15 protein-coding genes are annotated in these 18,148 nt (G+C 43.4%); 4 read left to right on the top strand and 11 right to left on the bottom strand.

Going from position 1 to position 18,148, the window contains the following annotated elements:
* Positions 1–56: 56 nt before the first annotated feature.
* Genes C0V77_RS19695 through C0V77_RS19685 form a run of 3 tightly spaced genes read right to left on the bottom strand, consistent with a single transcriptional unit; the run spans position 57 to position 2,887 of the window.
* Positions 57–965 (bottom strand): alpha/beta hydrolase, encoded by a 909-nt coding sequence (locus C0V77_RS19695; RefSeq protein ID WP_101728093.1) that lies wholly within the window; start codon positions 963–965, stop codon positions 57–59.
* Between the two features lie 58 nt (positions 966–1,023).
* Complete coding sequence (locus tag C0V77_RS19690) at positions 1,024–2,193, bottom strand: glutathionylspermidine synthase family protein (RefSeq protein WP_101728092.1); 1,170 nt, start codon at positions 2,191–2,193, stop codon at positions 1,024–1,026.
* A gap of 13 nt (positions 2,194–2,206) precedes the next feature.
* Positions 2,207–2,887 carry a hypothetical protein gene (locus tag C0V77_RS19685; protein ID WP_101728091.1) on the bottom strand — a complete coding sequence of 227 codons (681 nt, stop codon included), beginning with the start codon at positions 2,885–2,887 and terminating at the stop codon, positions 2,207–2,209.
* 190 nt (positions 2,888–3,077) lie between these two features.
* Between C0V77_RS19685 and C0V77_RS19680 the strand changes: the two genes are divergently transcribed.
* Positions 3,078–4,838 carry an ABC transporter ATP-binding protein gene (locus C0V77_RS19680; RefSeq protein ID WP_101728090.1) on the top strand — a complete coding sequence of 587 codons (1,761 nt, stop codon included), beginning with the start codon at positions 3,078–3,080 and terminating at the stop codon, positions 4,836–4,838.
* Positions 4,839–4,889: 51 nt separating this feature from the next.
* Here C0V77_RS19680 and C0V77_RS19675 read toward each other — a convergent pair whose 3' ends face one another.
* From C0V77_RS19675 to C0V77_RS19655, 5 genes are all read right to left on the bottom strand, one after another.
* Complete coding sequence (locus tag C0V77_RS19675; protein ID WP_101728089.1) at positions 4,890–5,459, bottom strand: bifunctional precorrin-2 dehydrogenase/sirohydrochlorin ferrochelatase; 570 nt, start codon at positions 5,457–5,459, stop codon at positions 4,890–4,892.
* Between the two features lie 2 nt (positions 5,460–5,461).
* The gene (locus C0V77_RS19670) at positions 5,462–5,953 is read right to left on the bottom strand and encodes a GAF domain-containing protein (protein ID WP_101728088.1); all 492 of its coding nucleotides are present in this window, start codon (positions 5,951–5,953) and stop codon (positions 5,462–5,464) included.
* 24 nt (positions 5,954–5,977) lie between these two features.
* Positions 5,978–7,012, bottom strand: a complete 1,035-nt coding sequence (locus tag C0V77_RS19665) for an Atu2307/SP_0267 family LLM class monooxygenase (RefSeq protein WP_101728087.1) — start codon at positions 7,010–7,012, stop codon at positions 5,978–5,980.
* Between the two features lie 20 nt (positions 7,013–7,032).
* The gene (locus C0V77_RS19660; protein ID WP_101728086.1) at positions 7,033–7,539 is read right to left on the bottom strand and encodes a hypothetical protein; all 507 of its coding nucleotides are present in this window, start codon (positions 7,537–7,539) and stop codon (positions 7,033–7,035) included.
* 80 nt (positions 7,540–7,619) lie between these two features.
* Positions 7,620–8,414, bottom strand: coding sequence for a (Fe-S)-binding protein (locus C0V77_RS19655; protein ID WP_101728146.1), 795 nt, complete (start codon positions 8,412–8,414; stop codon positions 7,620–7,622).
* A 233-nt stretch (positions 8,415–8,647) separates the two neighbouring features.
* Here C0V77_RS19655 and C0V77_RS19650 point away from each other — a divergent pair, with 233 nt between their 5' ends.
* From C0V77_RS19650 to C0V77_RS19645, 3 genes are all read left to right on the top strand, one after another.
* Complete coding sequence (locus tag C0V77_RS19650; protein WP_101728085.1) at positions 8,648–9,550, top strand: AraC family transcriptional regulator; 903 nt, start codon at positions 8,648–8,650, stop codon at positions 9,548–9,550.
* 128 nt (positions 9,551–9,678) lie between these two features.
* Positions 9,679–9,813 carry a hypothetical protein gene (locus C0V77_RS23495; RefSeq protein ID WP_255408982.1) on the top strand — a complete coding sequence of 45 codons (135 nt, stop codon included), beginning with the start codon at positions 9,679–9,681 and terminating at the stop codon, positions 9,811–9,813.
* A 50-nt stretch (positions 9,814–9,863) separates the two neighbouring features.
* Complete coding sequence (locus C0V77_RS19645; protein WP_229236332.1) at positions 9,864–12,296, top strand: TonB-dependent receptor; 2,433 nt, start codon at positions 9,864–9,866, stop codon at positions 12,294–12,296.
* A gap of 57 nt (positions 12,297–12,353) precedes the next feature.
* Here C0V77_RS19645 and C0V77_RS19640 read toward each other — a convergent pair whose 3' ends face one another.
* The 3 genes from C0V77_RS19640 to C0V77_RS19630 are packed head-to-tail and all read right to left on the bottom strand — an operon-like array spanning position 12,354 to position 18,086.
* On the bottom strand, positions 12,354–13,769 hold the full coding sequence (locus tag C0V77_RS19640) for an efflux transporter outer membrane subunit (protein ID WP_158237978.1): 1,416 nt from the start codon (positions 13,767–13,769) through the stop codon (positions 12,354–12,356).
* A gap of 16 nt (positions 13,770–13,785) precedes the next feature.
* Positions 13,786–16,938, bottom strand: a complete 3,153-nt coding sequence (locus C0V77_RS19635; RefSeq protein WP_101728082.1) for an efflux RND transporter permease subunit — start codon at positions 16,936–16,938, stop codon at positions 13,786–13,788.
* An 11-nt stretch (positions 16,939–16,949) separates the two neighbouring features.
* Positions 16,950–18,086 (bottom strand): efflux RND transporter periplasmic adaptor subunit, encoded by a 1,137-nt coding sequence (locus C0V77_RS19630; RefSeq protein WP_229236331.1) that lies wholly within the window; start codon positions 18,084–18,086, stop codon positions 16,950–16,952.
* Between the last annotated feature and the right edge of the window lie 62 nt (positions 18,087–18,148).

Here is an 18,148-nt window from a genome sequence, read left to right as displayed (position 1 = left end):
AAGAATATGGCTTATTAAGGCCTGTAAATATGGTTTAAACGAATTTCTAAAATGGCTTAGTATTTGAATTCGGTTTTCAGAAAATCAATAATCTTGTCTTTGATGTAGGCTTCATCAAACATTTCGCCGTAATGCGGCGCATCTTTTACAATAATCAGGTGATTTTTTACTTGCGCTAACGTTAGCCATGAGCTCAGTAGCTTAGACTGATTCTGTGGAACAGAAGGGTCTTTTTCGCCCTGAATAATCAGGAATGGTGGGTCATTTTTATCTATATAAGTAACAGGGCTGGCCTGTTTTGCCAGGTCTGGTCGGTCAATTGGTGAGGCGCCAAGTAGCATACTTACGGCATCAACTGTGCCATTGGGTTGTTCTGGTTTTAGCATAGCCAGAAAATCAGCAGGCCCGTAAAAATCTACCACAGCAGCAATTCTAAATGAGTTCTTTCTTCCGGCAGCAAAAAACGAAGGCACACGATTGTTATGCGAAAGCGCCAGCAAAGAAGCCAGATGCCCACCTGCCGAAAAGCCCATCAGAGCTATTTTGTCTTTGTTATAACCATATTTTCCGGTATTCTGATATAGAAACTCAACTGCCTGATTGCAATCTTGTATTTGTGCCGGAAAAACAGCCTGTGTGCTGTGGCGGTAATCAATAGAAGCAAGAGCAAAACCATTATTGAGCAGCGCATGAATGGTCTTCTTCATGTAGCTCATGTCGGCATATTTATCGTTCTGCATCCAGCCACCACCATGCACCCATACCACCAGCGGCATACCGGCTTTGGCATTGGCAGGTAAGTAAATATCCAACAGATGCTTTTGCAGGGTATCTTTAGCGTAAGGTATATTACCATGAAGCCGGGTACCTGCCGGAAAAAACGAGATAACCTTATTTGCTGGCTGCCCGAATGTAAAAGAAGAAATTAAAATGCATAAAAGCAGCGAAGTAACCGGGCTTTTCATGATTTAACTATTGGTTTAAATTATAAATATAAACAAAATGCCCGATTGGGAAACAAAGTTAGTTAATTACATGCCCACAAAACTGAGCGGTGTTGTCAATAATTTTACCTCCTTTTCTAAAACCCAGGCCACAGGCTTCACCTGCAAAAAATACTCCTGCCTGATAATATTTACCGGCATTATCTTTCAGAAATTCGGTGTATTCCTGAAAAACAGTGTTCTGTTCAAAGTATTCACCGTCTTTATGTTCAAGCGATGCACCGTCGGCTGTCAGGATTCTCACGTTGGCTCCTTCACGGCCAAACAACACTTTTTCTACACTGGCTTTGCCAGCAAGCACTTGAGATTCCGTCTGTAATAAAAGCGGGTGGCCTGGGTTTAGCTCCCATAAAACTTTCAGAATGCCCTTCGACTGAAACAGCAGGGTATAGGCCGGGTTTAGTACCACCGCTTTTTGGTTAATAACTATTTCGGTCAGTATATCTGTCAGTTCCGGTTCGTCCCAGCCAATATATTCCCACGGAATCAGCTTAAACCAATAGTCATATCTGGTAAAGCTGCCATCTTTAGGGTTTTGTTTGTAGATACCTTCAATGGCAGAAAACTCCACCTCGTCTATATATTCAAAAGCTACTTCAAATCCTGCTTCTCTGGCGGCCTCTCCCAATACCTGCATATTGGTGTCGTCTTCCGGGAAATCTCTCATGGTTGAGATAAGCAACGTGGGCTCAAACCCCGGATTCTCAATCTGTAACTGCTTAAAATTCTCTACCAGGCTTTCATAAAGGGTATTGAACTGACTGCTCTCGTCCAGATTATTAGCTTTCAGCGATGCCCATTGCACAATGGCTGTTTCCGGAATACAGGTAGCTGTATCAGCATTAAATTCTATCAGCTTTATGGGCTGTCCATCCAATCCGCCGCTCAGGTCAAATCTGCCATATAAATGCCAGTGTTTGTCGGCGTCCCATGAGTATCTTACCAGTTTTTGCAGATTTTCAGGTATGCCCAATTCTTCCAGCCGGTTGTTATCCAGCACGTGCTGAGCGGCTTCAATGTAAAGTTCGTATAGCTCGTTGGCTGCTTCATAATATGCTTCTGCTTCCTGCTCTGTAACTATTACGGCATCATCTGTAATATACGGCAATGTATCTTCACCCAACATCCAGTCCCAACCGGCATTTCGTAATGAGGTTTGTGGTGGTATCAGTAATTTTCTAAATTTCATGTATCAGATTTATTTATGAATGATGGCTGCCGTGGCTTGAACTGCGGAAAAACCCGGTTTTGCCACCCACCGGCCTGGCCATAGTGGTTCTTGAATGGTTAATGCTCTGGTGGATTTCGCCTGAGCGTTGGAAGGCGGCCGTGGTAGCATAGTACCTCATCATACCGCCACCATAATATCCATGTCTGCGATGAGAAGATGAATCTCTTCTGGAACCTGAACCCTGGCTGAAACCGTTAGAGGTGTTGATGTCTGGCCTGTATTGCGCATAATTGGGGCTCATGGTTTTGGCCAGCAGGTAGCCCATCCCTCCATAGAGCAAGGCATTAGATAGATTGTTGTTCTGCCCTATGCGGCTGGCATTTGTACGTACTTCGTTATCAATCAATGCCTTTACTGCTCTGGGCGAAAGTGTATCCTTTTTACCATCCAGATAAGTTACAATGGCTTTTGAGCTATCGGCCGGTACTTCAATCTCGTCGGTAATTTTAAACTCACCTTTAGCCGTTTCAGTTATATAAGTTCTTACCCCTTTTGTAAAAACCTCTACTTCTTCATATTCATAGTCGCTGTCAGAGTCGTTGTTGCAACTCTGCAAGGTAAAGCCGCTTCCTAAAACAGCCAGTGCCAATGTACTGCTGATGGTAATATCCTTTACTTTCCTGATGAAAGCACGGGTACTAATGGGTGTCATAATTCGGTTTAGTTTTGAGTAACAAAGGTTTCCTAAAAGTAAAGATAAACAAAGCTGGATTGGAAGAACGGTTATTTCTACTAAAAATGTGGGTAAAAATTGATGTAGCAAGTCTGAAAACGATTGGAATTATTTAGAGAGGCAGTTTGTTGATGCTTTATAACCTACTACATTTCCAAAGAAAAATCTGATGAAACTTCTTTTACATTATTTAAGCCGCTACCGTTGGCAGGTGGTGCTGGCATTGTTTCTGGCGGCTGTTAACCAGACTTTCTCTTTACTGGATCCTTATATTTTTGGGAAACTGATTGATAAATACGCCAATAGGGCCAAAGATTTTGCCGAGCCTGACTTTATGAAAGGGGTACTGCTGATGCTCCTGGCCATTATTGGTGTGGCTATGGTAAGCCGTATTGCCAAAACATTGCAAGACTACGTGGTAAACATGATAATTCAGAAACTGGGCGCCAGTGTGTTTACTGATGGCCTCAGACACACCCTTAAATTGCCTTATCAGCAATTTGAAGACCAGCGAAGCGGAGAAACACTATCTGTTTTGCAGAAAGTGCGTACCGATTCTGAGAAGTTTATTACCTCTTTTATTAATGTGGCGTTTACGTCTTTAGTGGGTATTGTTTTCCTGACTATCTATTCGTTAAGTGTTAATTCATGGCTGATAGCCATATACTTTACAGGTGCCTTTTCACTGGCAGCCCTTACGAGGGTACTAAGCAGGAAAATAAAGGAGATTCAGGGTGTTATTGTAAAAGAAACAACGGCGCTGGCTGGTACCACAACTGAATCATTACGGAATATAGAGTTAATTAAAAGCCTTGGACTAACAGCGCAGGAAATTAAGCGATTAAACCAGAATACGTTCAAGATTCTTCAACTGGAATTGAAAAAAGTGCGAGGCGTTCGCAGTATTAGTTTCATACAGGGTACGTTTGTTAATTTTTTGCGCCAGTGTATCCTGTTTATTTTACTGTTCCTGATTTTCAGAGATCAGATGACGGTAGGGCAGTTACTGAGTTTACAGTTCTATTCGTTTTTTGTGTTTGGCCCTATGCAGGAAATTGGCAATGTGATTATCGCGTATCGGGAAGCTGAGGCCTCATTAAATAACTTTGACAAATTGCTGAAAAAGCCGATTGAAGTAACACCTGAGTTTCCGACACATCTGGGTGTGGTAAGGCATCTGAAATTTGACAATGTGAGTTTTAAGCATTTAACTGCAAACGCCAATGCACTAGACCAAGTGAACTTTGAAGTAAACGAAGGGCAAACCGTTGCTTTTGTGGGGCCTTCAGGCTCTGGCAAAACCACTTTGGTGAAGTTGCTGGTAGGCTTGTATAATCCATCAAGCGGAGTAATTCATTACAATAACCTGCCGTCAGACCGAATCAATATTGAAGAGCTACGCACACAGATTGGGTTTGTAACGCAAGATACCCAGTTGTTTTCTGGCACAATTAAAGAAAACCTTTTGTTTGCACATCCAACCGCCACTGATGATGAAATTATGGAGGCACTCAGTAAAGCTGCCTGCCAGACATTGCTTGCCCGTGCAGATAATGGTATTGATACAATTATTGGTGAGGGTGGCATTAAGATTTCTGGTGGAGAAAAACAAAGGCTTTCAATTGCCAGAGCATTGTTGAGGAACCCGAAAATTTTTGTTTTTGATGAGGCTACCTCTGCCCTCGATTCCCTTACCGAAGAAGAAATTACCAATACCGTAAAAGCTGTAACAGCGCTGGGAGATTACATTACCGTTATGATTGCGCACCGCCTGAGTACTGTTATGCACGCCGACAAAATTTTTGTTCTGGAGCAGGGCCGTATTATTGAAGTAGGCAGGCATGAAGAACTGCTGGCCGAAAAAGGTTTGTACTATGCTATGTGGAGACAGCAGATAGGGGAGCGTAAGAATACCTTGGCAGTAGCCTGAAACAGTTGAATTTGCGAATAAAAAATGCCCCTGATTGCTCCGGGGCATTTTTTATTGGTTTCGCATCACCTTGGTAATTTCGTTCAGTTTCTGCACTTTATCCTGAAAATCACCTTTCAGTTTGTTTCTGATGGCCTGCAGGTTGTCGAGGGTTTCCTGAAGATTACCGGGTAAGATTTCTTCCAGTATTTCTCTGAAACGCTTGGCAAAAGTCGGCGACTTACCATTGGTTGAAATGGCGATTTTTAAATCATCTTTCTGCACAACCGAGCTCAGGTAAAAATCGCACAGGTCGGGGGTATCAGCAATATTAACCAGTACTTTTCTGGTTTTACAATCTATCTGTACCTGTTGATTCACCGATTTATCATCTGTTCCGGCAATTACCAAATCAATGCCATTGAGGTACTGGCTGTCATATTTTTCAAAAACGAGGGTCAGGTCATGGCTTTGTGCCAGATGCCTGATTTCTTCTCTTATCTCAGGTGCTACCAGTGTGATTTTCGCTTTGGGTGAGTTTTTCAATACGGCTTCCAGCTTTTCAAGACCTACGTTTCCACCGCCTACAATAAGCGTATGCAGGTGCTCAAGTTTCAGAAATATTGGAAAAAGCGTATTCATAATTAAATTGTAAAAGTTTTTTGAAGCATTAGCATCATTTTCTCCAGCCCGTCTTTATCTACCTCCGAGAAATCATCCAGTTCATCGCTGTCAACATCCAGCACCATAGCTACCTGGCCGGTGTGGTCAAAAACAGGTACTACGATTTCTGATTTTGAGGCCGAACTACAGGCAATATGCCCTGGAAATTTGTCTACATCAGGTACTATCACTGTTTCTCTGGTGCGGTAGCAATAGCCGCATACGCCTTTATCAAAATTAATGCGTGTGCAGGCTATGGGCCCCTGAAACGGCCCCAGCACCAATTGATTCTCTTTTTTCATATAGAAGCCTACCCAGAAAAAACCGAATGCCTCTTTCAAAACAGCCACTATGTTGGCCAGATTGGCAATGGTGTCTGTTTCTGTACTGATTAGTGCTTCTACCTGGGGCAACAGGCTGTCGTAAATCTCTTTGCGAGTTGCTGTTTGCGGTATATATAAGGTCTCGGCCATCAATTTCCGGTTTTAAAATTATTCTTATGCTTTCAAGGCTTTTCTTACCTCAGGGGCTACTACTGAGCCAAACAGCTCAATGGTTTTTAATATTTTGGCGTGAGGAATGTCTCCCTTTACCATCTGTGCCAGAAAGCGTGTATGGCCAAATAGTTCTGACTGATAAAGTATTTTGTCAATTACCTGCTGCGGACTACCTACAAACAAAGGGCCGTCAGGTAAGCATGAAAGTTCGAAATGCTCACGGGTTATGGGCGACCACCCGCGTTCTCTACCCACCCGGTTCATCAGTTTTTCGTACGACGGCCAGAACTCGTCCTCCGCTTCCTGCGAGGTGTCGGCAATATAAAACTGCGAGTTGATACCTAACTGAAAAGTGGCAGGGTTATGCCCGGCTTCTTTGAACGACTGCTTGTAAAGGTTTACAAACGGCACATACTGGCTGGGTCTGCCTCCTAAGATAGCCAGTGTCATAGGCAGGTTCATTTTACCTGCTCTGATAGCCGATGCCGGAGTGCCACCCACGGCAAGCCAGATGGGCAATGACTCCTGAATGGGTCTTGGATACACACCCAATTTGTAAATGGGCGCTCTGTGTTTGCCTTTCCAGGTGATGATTTCCGACTGGTTGATTTTTGAAAGTAAATCGAGTTTTTCTATAAACAACTCGTTATAGTCTTGCAAATCATAACCAAATAGTGGAAACGACTCTGTAAATGAACCCCTGCCTGCCAGTATCTCGGCACGACCGTTAGAGATGAGGTCGAGCGTAGAAAAGTTCTGGAATGTGCGTACCGGGTCTGCAGAGCTTAAAACCGTTACTGAACTTGACAAACGTATATTTTTAGTAACCGCAGCAATGGCAGCCAAAGCCACTTCGGGCGCTGAAATGATAAAATCAGGGCGGTGATGCTCGCCTACTGCAAAAACATCTAAGCCTACCTCGTCTGCCAGTTTGCCTTCTGCAATTAACTCCTGCATGCGTTCGTGTGCATTAACTGCTTTACCTGCTACACCATCAGGATGCACCTCGCCAAATGTACTGATACCTAATTCCATGAAAATCTGTTGTGGGAGTTTTATGCCGGGATATTGACGTTATTGAAAAATCTTTTCAGATAGCTTTCAGATGCTTTAATCTGCCAGTTGGTTGACAAGTCGGCCAATGTTTGAATATGATTGTTGTTTACGAAAACAATTGTATCAGCAGCGATTAATCCGCTTTCTATAGCTTTTTTAGGCTGGAAAATAGAAAAAGTTTTTATTTCGCTACCATCAAGGTAGGCCTGCGAGCGGTCGAAGAAATCAACATTCAGTTGTGCGCCCATTTCTTTAAACCAACGGGTTGAAGCATCTATTGAACAACCGCTGGCTTCGTACTGGCTTTCGTCAAGGGCAATAATTACAAAACGATTCAGCAGTACTTTTACTGAAGCTAAAAGTGCAGTGCCATGAGCCGCCCACTTGGTTACAGCAGGTTGAAGAGCCGTTTCTACTAAAGAAACTTCATTATCGGTTAGTGTACGGTTAGCCTGATATATCCAGATGCGCGCGCTCTGAGGTAATTGTTCAAAAGAAATATACATACTACAGGTTTTTATTCTGTTAGATAAACATTCAATCTGCCTGTAAAAGTTCTATGAGCCTAGTATCTTATAGGGAAGTATTAAAGCGTCTGAAGCAGCAATTCGGCCAGATCATACACCTTCACCTCATGCTCTTTTTCTTTGTTTTTCACGCCGTCAGACATCATAACCATGCAAAACGGACACGCAACTGCAATGGTTTTGGCACCGGTTGCCAGTGCTTCTTCAATGCGTTCTACGTTAATATCTTTATAACCTTTTTCGGGTTCTTTAAACATTTGCGCGCCTCCGGCACCGCAGCACAAGCCGTTGGTACGGCAACGTTTCATTTCTACTAAATCGGCATCCAGCGTTGCCAGAATCTGGCGTGGCGCTTCATAAACATCGTTGGCACGGCCCAGATAGCAGGAGTCATGGAAAGTAATTCGCTGGCCTTTAAATGTGCCGCCGCCTTCAATCTTCACGCGGCCGTCGTTGATGAGTTGTTGCAGATATTGCGAGTGGTGTATTACCTCATAATTGCCGCCTAACTCGGGGTATTCGTTTTTGAGTGTATTGAAACAATGCGGACACGCCGTTACTATTTTCTTAACGCCGTAGCCATTCAGCACCTGAATGTTCTGCTGGGCAAGCATCTGAAAGGTAAACTCGTTACCAGCCCGGCGGGCGGGGTCGCCGGTGCAGCTTTCTTCTGTGCCCAATACGGCAAAATTCACCCCGATTTTATTCAGAATTTTTACAAAAGCAATGGTTACTTTCTTGTAGCGGTCGTCGAAAGAACCGGCACATCCAACCCAGAAAAGCACTTCAGGTTCTTTTCCCTGAGCGGCCATTTCTGCCATGGTAGGTACTTTATATTCTGTAGCGTCTGTCATAGTTTTGTCGTTAGTCGCCCCATCAGACTGAGGCTTATAGCAAAAATAGTATGCTTGCATAATATTTGCAATAATAGAGCAAAATATTATTAAAATGTGCAGTTAAGTATGCTGCCAATAAAAGTCTGCTGATTTGTTATGTCATTCTTCTACAAAAACAGCCTTTTATCAAAAAAAGCCTGCCATCGGGTCATTATCCATGTTTATTTGTTGCGTATTGAACCTGCGAGCCTATGATTCATTTATTTAATGAAGATGGAAACACCCTTGATGTAGTGAAAATGAATGGTAATTCGTTAGTTTTCTCATCATTAAGGCAATTTTATGAGCCCGTAAAATCGGAAGGGTTTGCCATCAAGTATGTGGTTGAAGGCATTGAGAGGTATCAGCTGAACGGGCATAGCTACCCCATTACAGCGGGTGATTATCTGCTAACTAACGACACCTGCGAAGGCAAGGTTGAGGTGGATGAGAGCCGAAACGTAAAAGGTATTTGCATTAACATAAGCCCCCGGCTGATAGCCGAAGTTATTGCCGGTTGGAAACGCCCTGATACGGCCTTTAGTGATGCAGAACTAGGCAATTTTTTTGTTTCGGCCTACTTTTTTGAAAGTGGTTACCGGGATACTGAAACCCTGCTTGGGCAATACTTAAGACAGCTTACGGCAACTGTTCGTAGTGGATTGGCTGAGCAGGATAGTATTTCAGATGAGTTCTTTTACACTATTGCCGAAAAGATTATACAAGACCAGCTTCCGGTTTTCAGACACCTGCGGGCTATACCAGGTGTAAAACCAGATACCAGAAAGGATTTGTACCGGCGTGTGCAAAAAGGACGTGATTATATAAACGCCTGCTTTATGTTGCCTTTGTCAATCAAAACTATTGCACAAGAGGCTTGCCTTTCAGAATACCATTTTTACCGTCTTTTCAAGGCAGTTTTTGGGATGTCGCCCAACCAGTATATCATTAAAAAACGGCTGGAATTTGGCAAAAGTATTTTACTGCAACACCGGTACGCTGTATCAGAAGCAGCAACGCAATCAGGCTTTGCCGATATACACACCTTCAGCAAGGCATTTAAAAGATATTTCGGCTGCCCGCCATCAGCATTTTTAAAAGGAAAGCGTTTTTAGTCTTTCAAAGCCAGATAGCGGCATTTTAAAGATGTAAAGTACGAATTAGCAGAATTTGACAAATTGCTTTATGGGGCAATTGCTACCTTTGTTTACAAAATTTTACTAATCCTAAAATCTTACTTATTATGAAAAAGCAAGAAGCGTTTCTTCAATCCAAAACTTTCAGGGTTCTGTTGGTTGTTTCAATTGTGTACAGCACCATTGTAATATTCAAAGCCGGCTATGCCGCCGGCCAATGGCTGTTTGCTGTACTGAATTAAGCATAAGCCACGTTTACAGCATTACCAACGTTAAACTCACACCATACATTATGATAAAAAAGCTATTACTATTATTATTCGTCAGCATGACGGCAACCGCACAAAACGGTAACATTAAGGGTATAGTAAAGACCAGTAAAAATGAAGCCATTGTCGGGGCAACAGTTATGTTGTCGAAATTCCCGAAGGGCGTTATCGTAAAATCTACCTTTACAGATGCTGATGGTAAGTTTGAATTTGAAAAACTGAGATACGATTCCCTCGAAATCTCAGTCAGTTTTGTAGGTATGGCTAAGTTTGTTTCAGATAAAATAATTTTAAGCGGCCAAAGCCCTACTCTTGACCTGGGCACTATTAACCTTGCTGACAGCGACAACCAATTGCAGGAAGTAGCCATAACAGCTCAAAAGGCTTTTGTAGTACAAAAAATTGACCGAACCGTAGTTAACCCCGATGCCCTGATAAGCAATGCAGGGGTAACATCGCTTGAGGTGCTTGAAAAAGCCCCGGGTGTAATGGTAGATGTAAACGGAAATATATCATTGAGAGGTAAAAGCGGCGTTGTGGTATTTGTTGATGACAAGCCCACTTATTTGTCGGCAGCAGACTTGGCCAATTTCCTGCGGACTATTCCATCTTCTACTATTGAGTCTATCGAAATCATGCCTAATCCACCGGCTAAATATGATGCAGCCGGTAATTCGGGGGTTATTAACATCCGCCTGAAGAAAAATGTAGCTAAAGGTATGAATGGCGGTTTGAATCTGTCGTATGGGCAGGGTCAGAACCTGCGTACCAACAACAGTTTCAATTTCAACTACCGCATCAATCAATTCAATTTCTTCTCTAATCTGAGTGTGAATCAGAACAATACCTATCAGGATCTGACTATTACCCGCAAGTATTTCACGGATGCAGGTCAGCTGAGTTCAACCTTTGTTCAGAACTCATACATCCGGCCGTCGAACGGAAGCCGTAATCTGAGAATTGGGGCCGATTATTACGTAACCAAAAAAACTACGCTGGGTATAGCATTAAGTGGTTTCATTAACCCATCGAGCCGGAATGTGAAAAATACGGCGGTTATCAGAGACGGACAGGGCAGTATTACCGGTTTGGTAGATGCCTATAACCCTATGGATATTTTATTTAAAAATGGCAGCATAAACCTGAATATGACGCATCAGCTGAATAGTAAGGGCAGAGAGCTATCGGCTAATGTAGATAATATTGTGTATAAGTCAACCATTGAACAGGTACTTGAAAACAGTAATCTGAACCCTGACGGGAGCCTTGCCGGCAAGACCATTCTGGCTTCAAATTTACCTTCTGACATAAGCATCAGAGCGCTTAAAGTAGATTATCTGCATCCGATGACAAAAGGTGGCAGGGTAGAAACCGGGGCAAAAACCAGTTTTGTAAAAACAGGCAATATTGCCGATTTTTATGATGTGGCAGATGGGCAGCAGCAGCCCAATTATACATTCTCTAATAACTTTCAGTATAAGGAAAACATCAATGCAGTATATGCCAACTACTCCAGAGATTTTAAGAAAATATCGGTGCAGTTAGGTTTACGTGTTGAAAACACCAAAATAACCGGCAATCAACTGGGCAATATTGTTGTGAAAGATTCGTCTTTTAAACGAAACTACACCAATCTGTTTCCTACCTTTTATACACAGTACAGGCTAGATTCTGCCTCAAAGCATGTTGTCGGGCTTTCTATCGGCCGACGAATAGACCGGCCTAATTATAAAGACATGAATCCGTTTACGTATCCGATGGACAGATTTACGTATTACGGTGGTAATCCGTTTTTGCAGCCTACGTTTTCGTATAATTTTGAGTTGTCTTATACTTACAACAGTTTTGTTACAGCAACGCTTCAGTATAGCATAATTGAGAATGTGATTTCGGAAACCAACGAGCAAAGGGGCAATATTTATTATAGCCGGCCCGGCAATTTTGCGAAACAGGTATCTTATGGGATAGAATTGAACGGCTCTTATCCTGTTACCAAGTGGTGGACCGTGCAACTGTATACGGCCTATCTTAATAATACATTTGAAGGACCGATTTATACCGAAACCCTGAACGAGTCGCGCTGGTTTTGGGTTGCAGTACCTACCAATCAGTTTACAATTAACAAAAAATGGAGTGCCGAACTGGCAGGGTCGTATCAGACCAAAGTTTTGTCGGGTCAGTTTTTAGTAATTCCTATCGGCTCGGTCAGGGCCGGGGTCTCTACCAAAATAATGAAAGACAAGGGTACATTAAAACTGAACGTAAACGATGTTTTTTATACCAATCAGGTGGGCGGAGACATCCGCAATATCAAAAATGCAGCGGCCAGCTGGTTCAGTTATTTAGATACCCGTGTGGTAACGTTATCTTTTTCGTTTAGATTCAATAAAGGGCAAAACCTGAAATTACGCCAGAGCGGTGGTTCAGAAAGTGAGCAGAAACGTGTGAAGGCCTGATGATAACCCCATTCCCGGCCCTTCCCCGTTAATGGGGGAGGGGTCGGGTGGGGTTAATTATATTACGCTCTTCCATCCGCCACCTAAAGCCCTATAAAGCCCGATGACACCTTCAAACTGACTTTTACGCAGGTTTATTAGTTCTATTTGCGCCTGCAAGGCATTTTTTTGTGCCGTAATTACCTCCAGATAAGTGGCTCTGCCAAACTTGAATAATTCTACCGATGTGTTGATGGTTACTTTCAATACTTCTACCTCTTTCGACTTCAACTCATACATCTCATTGGTATTCTCAATCAGATTCAGGTAGTTATACACCTCAGTAAAACTATTCACAATTGTTTTTCTGTAATTAGTGTAGGCAATTTTCTGGTCTGCCTCAGATGCCATCAACTCGGCAATCAGCTGGCGTCTGTTCAATAAAGGTGCAAACAAACCACCGGCCACATTGTAGGCAAACGAACCCGGATTAAAAAGTACCGCTGCCCTGAATGCCTGCAAACCCATACTGCCATTGATGTTGAGCGACGGGTAAAATGCTGCCCTGGCTGAATATATGTTGGCATCGGCGGCTATTAAATCAAACTCGGCCTGTTTTATATCGGGTCGGTTTTCAAGTAATTGTGAAGGAATGCCAGCCGATAGTTTTGGTGGAACCACTGTCTCCCAGGCTGCAGCCCTTCGTGCAATTGGTTGCGGGAACCTGCCGGATAAGAAATTAATCCGGCTTTCGTTTTCAATAATTTTCTGTTTTACCTCAATTTTTAAAGATTGTGAACTCAACAACTGGGCGCTCATCAGTTCTACACCCAACTGATTGGCTTCACCGGCCTGTTTCATTACTTTTACAATATCCAGCGCTTCCTGTTGCAGGCGGATGTTATCTTCAAGTATTTTCAGTTCGTTGTCAAGAATCAATAATTCAAAATAGGCGTCGGCAATTTCAGCAACCATTGAGGTTACCACCAGGTTGCGGCCGTGTTCACTGGCAATAAAACGGGCAGCTGCTGCTTTCTTCTTACTTTTCAGCTTGCCCCATAAGTCAACTTCCCATGATGACTGTAAGCCCACGAAAAAATCGGGGATACTGGGTGAAGGCAACTTTTGCTTGCTATCCAGATTCGTAGAAAACTGGGTGTCGTAGTTACCTACGCCATCAATTGTATAATTACCGAACTTACGTGAACCCACCGACAGGGCAGCTGATAAATCAGGTCTGTCAATACCCTGTGTGAAACGTACCCCCGCACGCGCCAACTCAATATTTTGAAGGGCCACCTGCAAATCAAAATTATTCTTAAGCGCTGTGTCTATCAGGGCAGTAAGGGCAGGGTCGTTAAAAAACTCATTCAGAGTGGCCAGTTTGTGGGCATCTGCCCCGGCTTTGGCACTGAATTGCTGTGGTAGGTTTACTGGTTTTTGGTCTGGTAAATTCTGTTTTATTTTGCAGCCGCCTAATAAGACAGCTGCCATGAGCGTGTAAATATATTTAGGCTTCGGCATAAGCTTCTTCAGTGATTTTTTTAGCTTTTTTGTTACGATTAAATGTACCTGCAAAGATGATGTACAGCCCCGGAATAACAATTACCCCAAAAATGGTTCCGAACAGCATACCTCCGGCGGCCGCAGTACCAATGGTTTTGTTACCGATAGCACCTGCACCTGAAGCAAACATAAGCGGAATTAAACCTGCCACAAAGGCAAAGGAGGTCATGAGGATTGGCCTGAAACGGGCTACCGCACCACCAATGGCAGCCTGCAGTACAGATTTGCCCTCTTTTTGTTGCAATACGGCAAACTCAACAATCAGGATGGCGTTTTTGCCCAGCAAACCTATGAGCATTACCATGGCCACCTGTGCATAAATGTTGTTTTCAAGCCCGAAAAGGAATAAGAAGAACAACGAGCCGAATACCCCCACTGGTAATGAAAGAATAACAGGCAAAGGCAGCATGAAGCTCTCGTACTGAGCAGCCAGCAATAAGTACACAAAGATGAGACAGATAATAAAGATGTAAATTACCTGATTGCCGGATAATACCTCTTCGCGCGTCATTCCCGACCATTCGTAGGAGTATCCACGCGGAAGTTTTTCTTTCGCCACTTCTTCAATAGCGCGGATGGCATCACCACTACTGTAGCCGTCGGCAGACTCGCCGTTTAACATCGCTGAAAAATACATATTGTAACGAGTGAGCTGTTCAGGGCCGTAAATGCGTTCAATACGGCTGAAAATGGAGTAGGGTACCATTTCACCATTTTTATTCTTGATACGTAACTTCATGATATCATCAGGCTGGGCGCGATACTTCGGGTCGGCCTGAATCATTACTTTGTACATCTGCCCATAGAGAATGAAGTTGGTAGCATAAAAACTACCAATGAGCGACTGCAGATTGCTCATGGCGTTATCCACCGAAATGCCCTTTTTGGCTGCCATATCCTGATCAATATGAATAAGATACTGCGGGAAATTAGGGTTGAAGCTGGAGAACACTTCTTTTATCTCAGGCCGTTTACGGAGCTCTTCCATAAAGGATTCTGTTACTTCTGCTGTTCTTTGCAGGTTACCTGTACCGGTTTTATCTAGCAGGCGCATTTCAAAACCACTGGCATTACCAAAACCTGGCACAGCAGGAGGCGGAAAGAACTGAATCTCGGCACCTTTAATATGCTTGGTTTTTTCTACCAGTTGCGCAATGATATCGTCAGCAGTAGCTTTTCTTTCGCTCCAGGATTTCAGGTTGATGGTACTCATACCGAACGACGCACCTACACCGTCGGTCATCATACTAAAGCCAGAAAGGCTTGAGATGGATTCCACCTCCGGAAGTTTCTGCGCAATGCGGTCTATTTCATTCATTACTTCTTCGGTGCGCTCAAGCGTAGCCCCTGCCGGCGTAGTTACGTTTACATAAACGGTGCCTTGGTCTTCGGTAGGTATAAAGCTGGTAGGCAACACCTTGCCAACGCCCCAGGTGGCCACACAAAAGGCACCCAGAACAAGCACGGTTACCAGCCTGCGGTTAGCAATAAGGCCGAGAAGTGTTTTGTATTTGTCAGATAGTTTATCGTAGCTCCGGTTGAAGCCATCAAAGAAACGCGTCAGTAGATTGCTTTTTTTCTTTTCAAGATGTGGGTTTTTCAGCATCAATGCACATAGTGCAGGGGTAAGCGTAAGCGCATTTACACCCGAAATAACAATGGAAATAGCCATTGTGACCGAGAACTGCCTGTAAAATACACCTACAGGGCCGGAAAGAAAGGCCACCGGCACAAACACGGCCGACATAACCAATGTAATGGCAATGATGGCACTGCTGATTTCACCCATCGACTCAATGGTGGCTTCTTTGGGGCCAATATGTTTTTCTTCCATTTTGGCATGCACGCCTTCTACCACTACAATGGCGTTGTCTACTACAATACCAATGGCCAGCACCAATGCAAACAGGGTAAGCAGGTTAATAGAGAAGCCAAACAATTGCATAAAAGCAAAAGTACCTACCAGAGAAACAGGAACCGCCAGTACCGGAATAAGGGTAGAGCGGAAGTCTTGCAGGAACAGGAAAACGACAATGGCTACCAGAATAAAAGCCTCAATCAGGGTTTTGATTACTTCATGAATTGATGCATCAAGAAAGCGAGAAACATCATAACTGATGGTGTAGGTCATGCCCGGCGGGAATGTTGTTTCTTTCAGGAATTCGAGACGGGATTTTATATTGGCAATTACCTCACTGGCATTTGAGCCCGGTCTCTGTTTTAAAACAATGGCGGCTGATGGTTTGCCGTTTTCCTTTGAAAGCACGTCGTAATCTAACGAACCAAATTCTAAGTCTGCCACGTCTTTCAGGCGAAGCAGTTCACCGTTCTCGGAAGCCTTAATCACAATATTTTCATATTGTTCTTTTTTGGTCATCTTACCTGTGTAGCGCAATACATATTGTAATGATTGCGACTGGCGACCGGAACTCTCACCTATTTTACCGGGGGCTGCTTCAACATTCTGCTCTTTTAGCGCCTTGATGATGTCTTCGGCCGAAATCTCATAGGCATCCATGCGGGCGGGTTTCAGCCAGACACGCATGGCGTATTCGCGCGAGCCCATGATATCAACAAAACCTACACCGTCAATTCGTTTAAGTTCGGCCAAAACGTTTATATCGGCAAAGTTATAAATGAATTTTTCGTCCAGAGAGGTGTCAGAACTAATCAGGTTGATGTACATCAACATACTGTTTACTTCTTTTTCTGTTGATACCCCGGCTTTAATTACCTCTTCGGGTAATTCGTCCAATACGGTTGTAACGCGGTTCTGTACGTTTACGGCTGCCACGTCGGGGTCGGTACCTACTTCAAAATATACCTGTATGATGCTGGTTCCGTCGTTACCAGACATGGAGGTCATGTAGGTCATACCCGGCACCCCGTTAATGGCTCTTTCAAGTGGCATTACTACGGCTTTGGCACATACCTCGGCATTAGCGCCGGTGTACTTGGTTATAACTGAAACGGCCGGAGGGGCAATGTCCGGATACTGTGTAATAGGCAGGCCAATCATAGCCAGAACCCCCAGCAATACAATAAATATAGATATAACCAACGACAGAACCGGTCGGTTAATAAAATTTGTAAACATGTTTATCAGGGTTATTTTATGGCATTGTTGGCCACTAGGTCTTTTGATATTTCGTTCATTTCCACAAACTGTGGTTCAACGGTCATACCGTCTTTGATATTCTGGATACCTTCGTAGATAATCTTGTCATCAGGCGACAAACCCGAATCTATGATATAGAAGTGAGGCATCCGGCTGTTGGTTGTAATGGGCTTTATCTTGACCTTATTGCTTTTGTCAATGACATAGACATACATCTTATCCTGAATTTCGAAAGTGGCTTTCTGCGGAATAATCAGTGCTTTTTTGTATTTTCTTAGCAAGCGTACTTTACCGCTGGCACCGTGTTTCAGAATCTTGTCGGGGTTACTGAATCTGGCGCGGAAAGCTATATTGCCCGTGCTTTGTTCTATTTCACCTTCAGTGGTTTCTATTCGTCCTTTAAACGGATGCTCCTCGCCGTTGGCTAGTATGAGGGTTACGTTTTTAGATTGCTCCTGGTCTGCTTTCAGGCCATTGGCATAATTCAGGTATTCTTTTTCAGACACATCAAAGTAGGCAAATACTTCGTCGTTTTTAGAAATACTGGTAAGCAGCGTGCCATCTTCTATCAGGCTTCCTGTTTTGTTCGGAATCCGGTTTACAATTCCACTGAAAGGCGCTTTAACCTGCGTATATGTAAGTTGAATTTTGGCAAAAGTTTCGTTGGCCTGTGCTTCTTCTACTTTGGCTTTGGCCAGTTCAACTTTGTTTTTTGCCATTTCAAGTTCAGTATTCGAAACCACATTTTTTTCTACCAGGTGGCGTACATTCTTTAGTTCCAGTTCTGCGGCTTTTAATTCAGTAATGGTGCTTTTAAGTGCAGCCGATGCCTTGGCGATGTTCTCGTTCAGTTCTGGGTTATTAATGGTAAACAATAGCTGGCCCTGTTTTACATACTTGCCTTCGTCAATATAGATGTGGTCCAGGTATCCTTTTACTCTCGCTCTGATTTCTACGTTCTGAACAGCGTTAATCTCTGCCACGTAGTCAATCGGGAGTGTGGTATCGATGGCAATGGGGGATGTAACCGGAAATTTTTCCGTCTCCTGAGCTTGCTTCTGACCATCGTCTGTGCTGCAGGAAGATGCCAGAATAAGCATCGAGAGTGTAATTGTAAGATTTTTCATAAACATTCTTGGTGATTCATATTATTTAATGTAGCGCGTGTGTTAAATTAAATTTATCGTAT

The organism is Emticicia sp. TH156 (assembly GCF_002855535.1).
GTDB lineage: Bacteria > Bacteroidota > Bacteroidia > Cytophagales > Spirosomataceae > Emticicia > Emticicia fluvialis.
The sequence above is the reverse complement of the archived record's forward strand: the minus strand, read 5'-3'. Positions and strand labels throughout refer to the sequence as shown.

Excerpts from the sequence above, each read along its gene's own strand:
- C0V77_RS19680 (WP_101728090.1), top strand. The coding sequence starts at position 3,078 with ATGAAACTTCTTTTACATTATTTAAGCCGCTACCGTTGGCAGGTGGTG.
- C0V77_RS19655 (WP_101728146.1), bottom strand. The coding sequence starts at position 8,414 with ATGACAGACGCTACAGAATATAAAGTACCTACCATGGCAGAAATGGCC.
- C0V77_RS23495 (WP_255408982.1), top strand. The coding sequence starts at position 9,679 with ATGAAAAAGCAAGAAGCGTTTCTTCAATCCAAAACTTTCAGGGTTCTG.
- C0V77_RS19690 (WP_101728092.1), bottom strand. The coding sequence starts at position 2,193 with ATGAAATTTAGAAAATTACTGATACCACCACAAACCTCATTACGAAAT.
- C0V77_RS19645 (WP_229236332.1), top strand. The coding sequence starts at position 9,864 with ATGATAAAAAAGCTATTACTATTATTATTCGTCAGCATGACGGCAACC.
- C0V77_RS19695 (WP_101728093.1), bottom strand. The coding sequence starts at position 965 with ATGAAAAGCCCGGTTACTTCGCTGCTTTTATGCATTTTAATTTCTTCT.
- C0V77_RS19675 (WP_101728089.1), bottom strand. The coding sequence starts at position 5,459 with ATGAATACGCTTTTTCCAATATTTCTGAAACTTGAGCACCTGCATACG.
- C0V77_RS19640 (WP_158237978.1), bottom strand. The coding sequence starts at position 13,769 with ATGGCAGCTGTCTTATTAGGCGGCTGCAAAATAAAACAGAATTTACCA.
- C0V77_RS19635 (WP_101728082.1), bottom strand. The coding sequence starts at position 16,938 with ATGTTTACAAATTTTATTAACCGACCGGTTCTGTCGTTGGTTATATCT.
- C0V77_RS19685 (WP_101728091.1), bottom strand. The coding sequence starts at position 2,887 with ATGACACCCATTAGTACCCGTGCTTTCATCAGGAAAGTAAAGGATATT.
- C0V77_RS19630 (WP_229236331.1), bottom strand. The coding sequence starts at position 18,086 with ATGAAAAATCTTACAATTACACTCTCGATGCTTATTCTGGCATCTTCC.
- C0V77_RS19660 (WP_101728086.1), bottom strand. The coding sequence starts at position 7,539 with ATGTATATTTCTTTTGAACAATTACCTCAGAGCGCGCGCATCTGGATA.
- C0V77_RS19670 (WP_101728088.1), bottom strand. The coding sequence starts at position 5,953 with ATGGCCGAGACCTTATATATACCGCAAACAGCAACTCGCAAAGAGATT.
- C0V77_RS19665 (WP_101728087.1), bottom strand. The coding sequence starts at position 7,012 with ATGGAATTAGGTATCAGTACATTTGGCGAGGTGCATCCTGATGGTGTA.
- C0V77_RS19650 (WP_101728085.1), top strand. The coding sequence starts at position 8,648 with ATGATTCATTTATTTAATGAAGATGGAAACACCCTTGATGTAGTGAAA.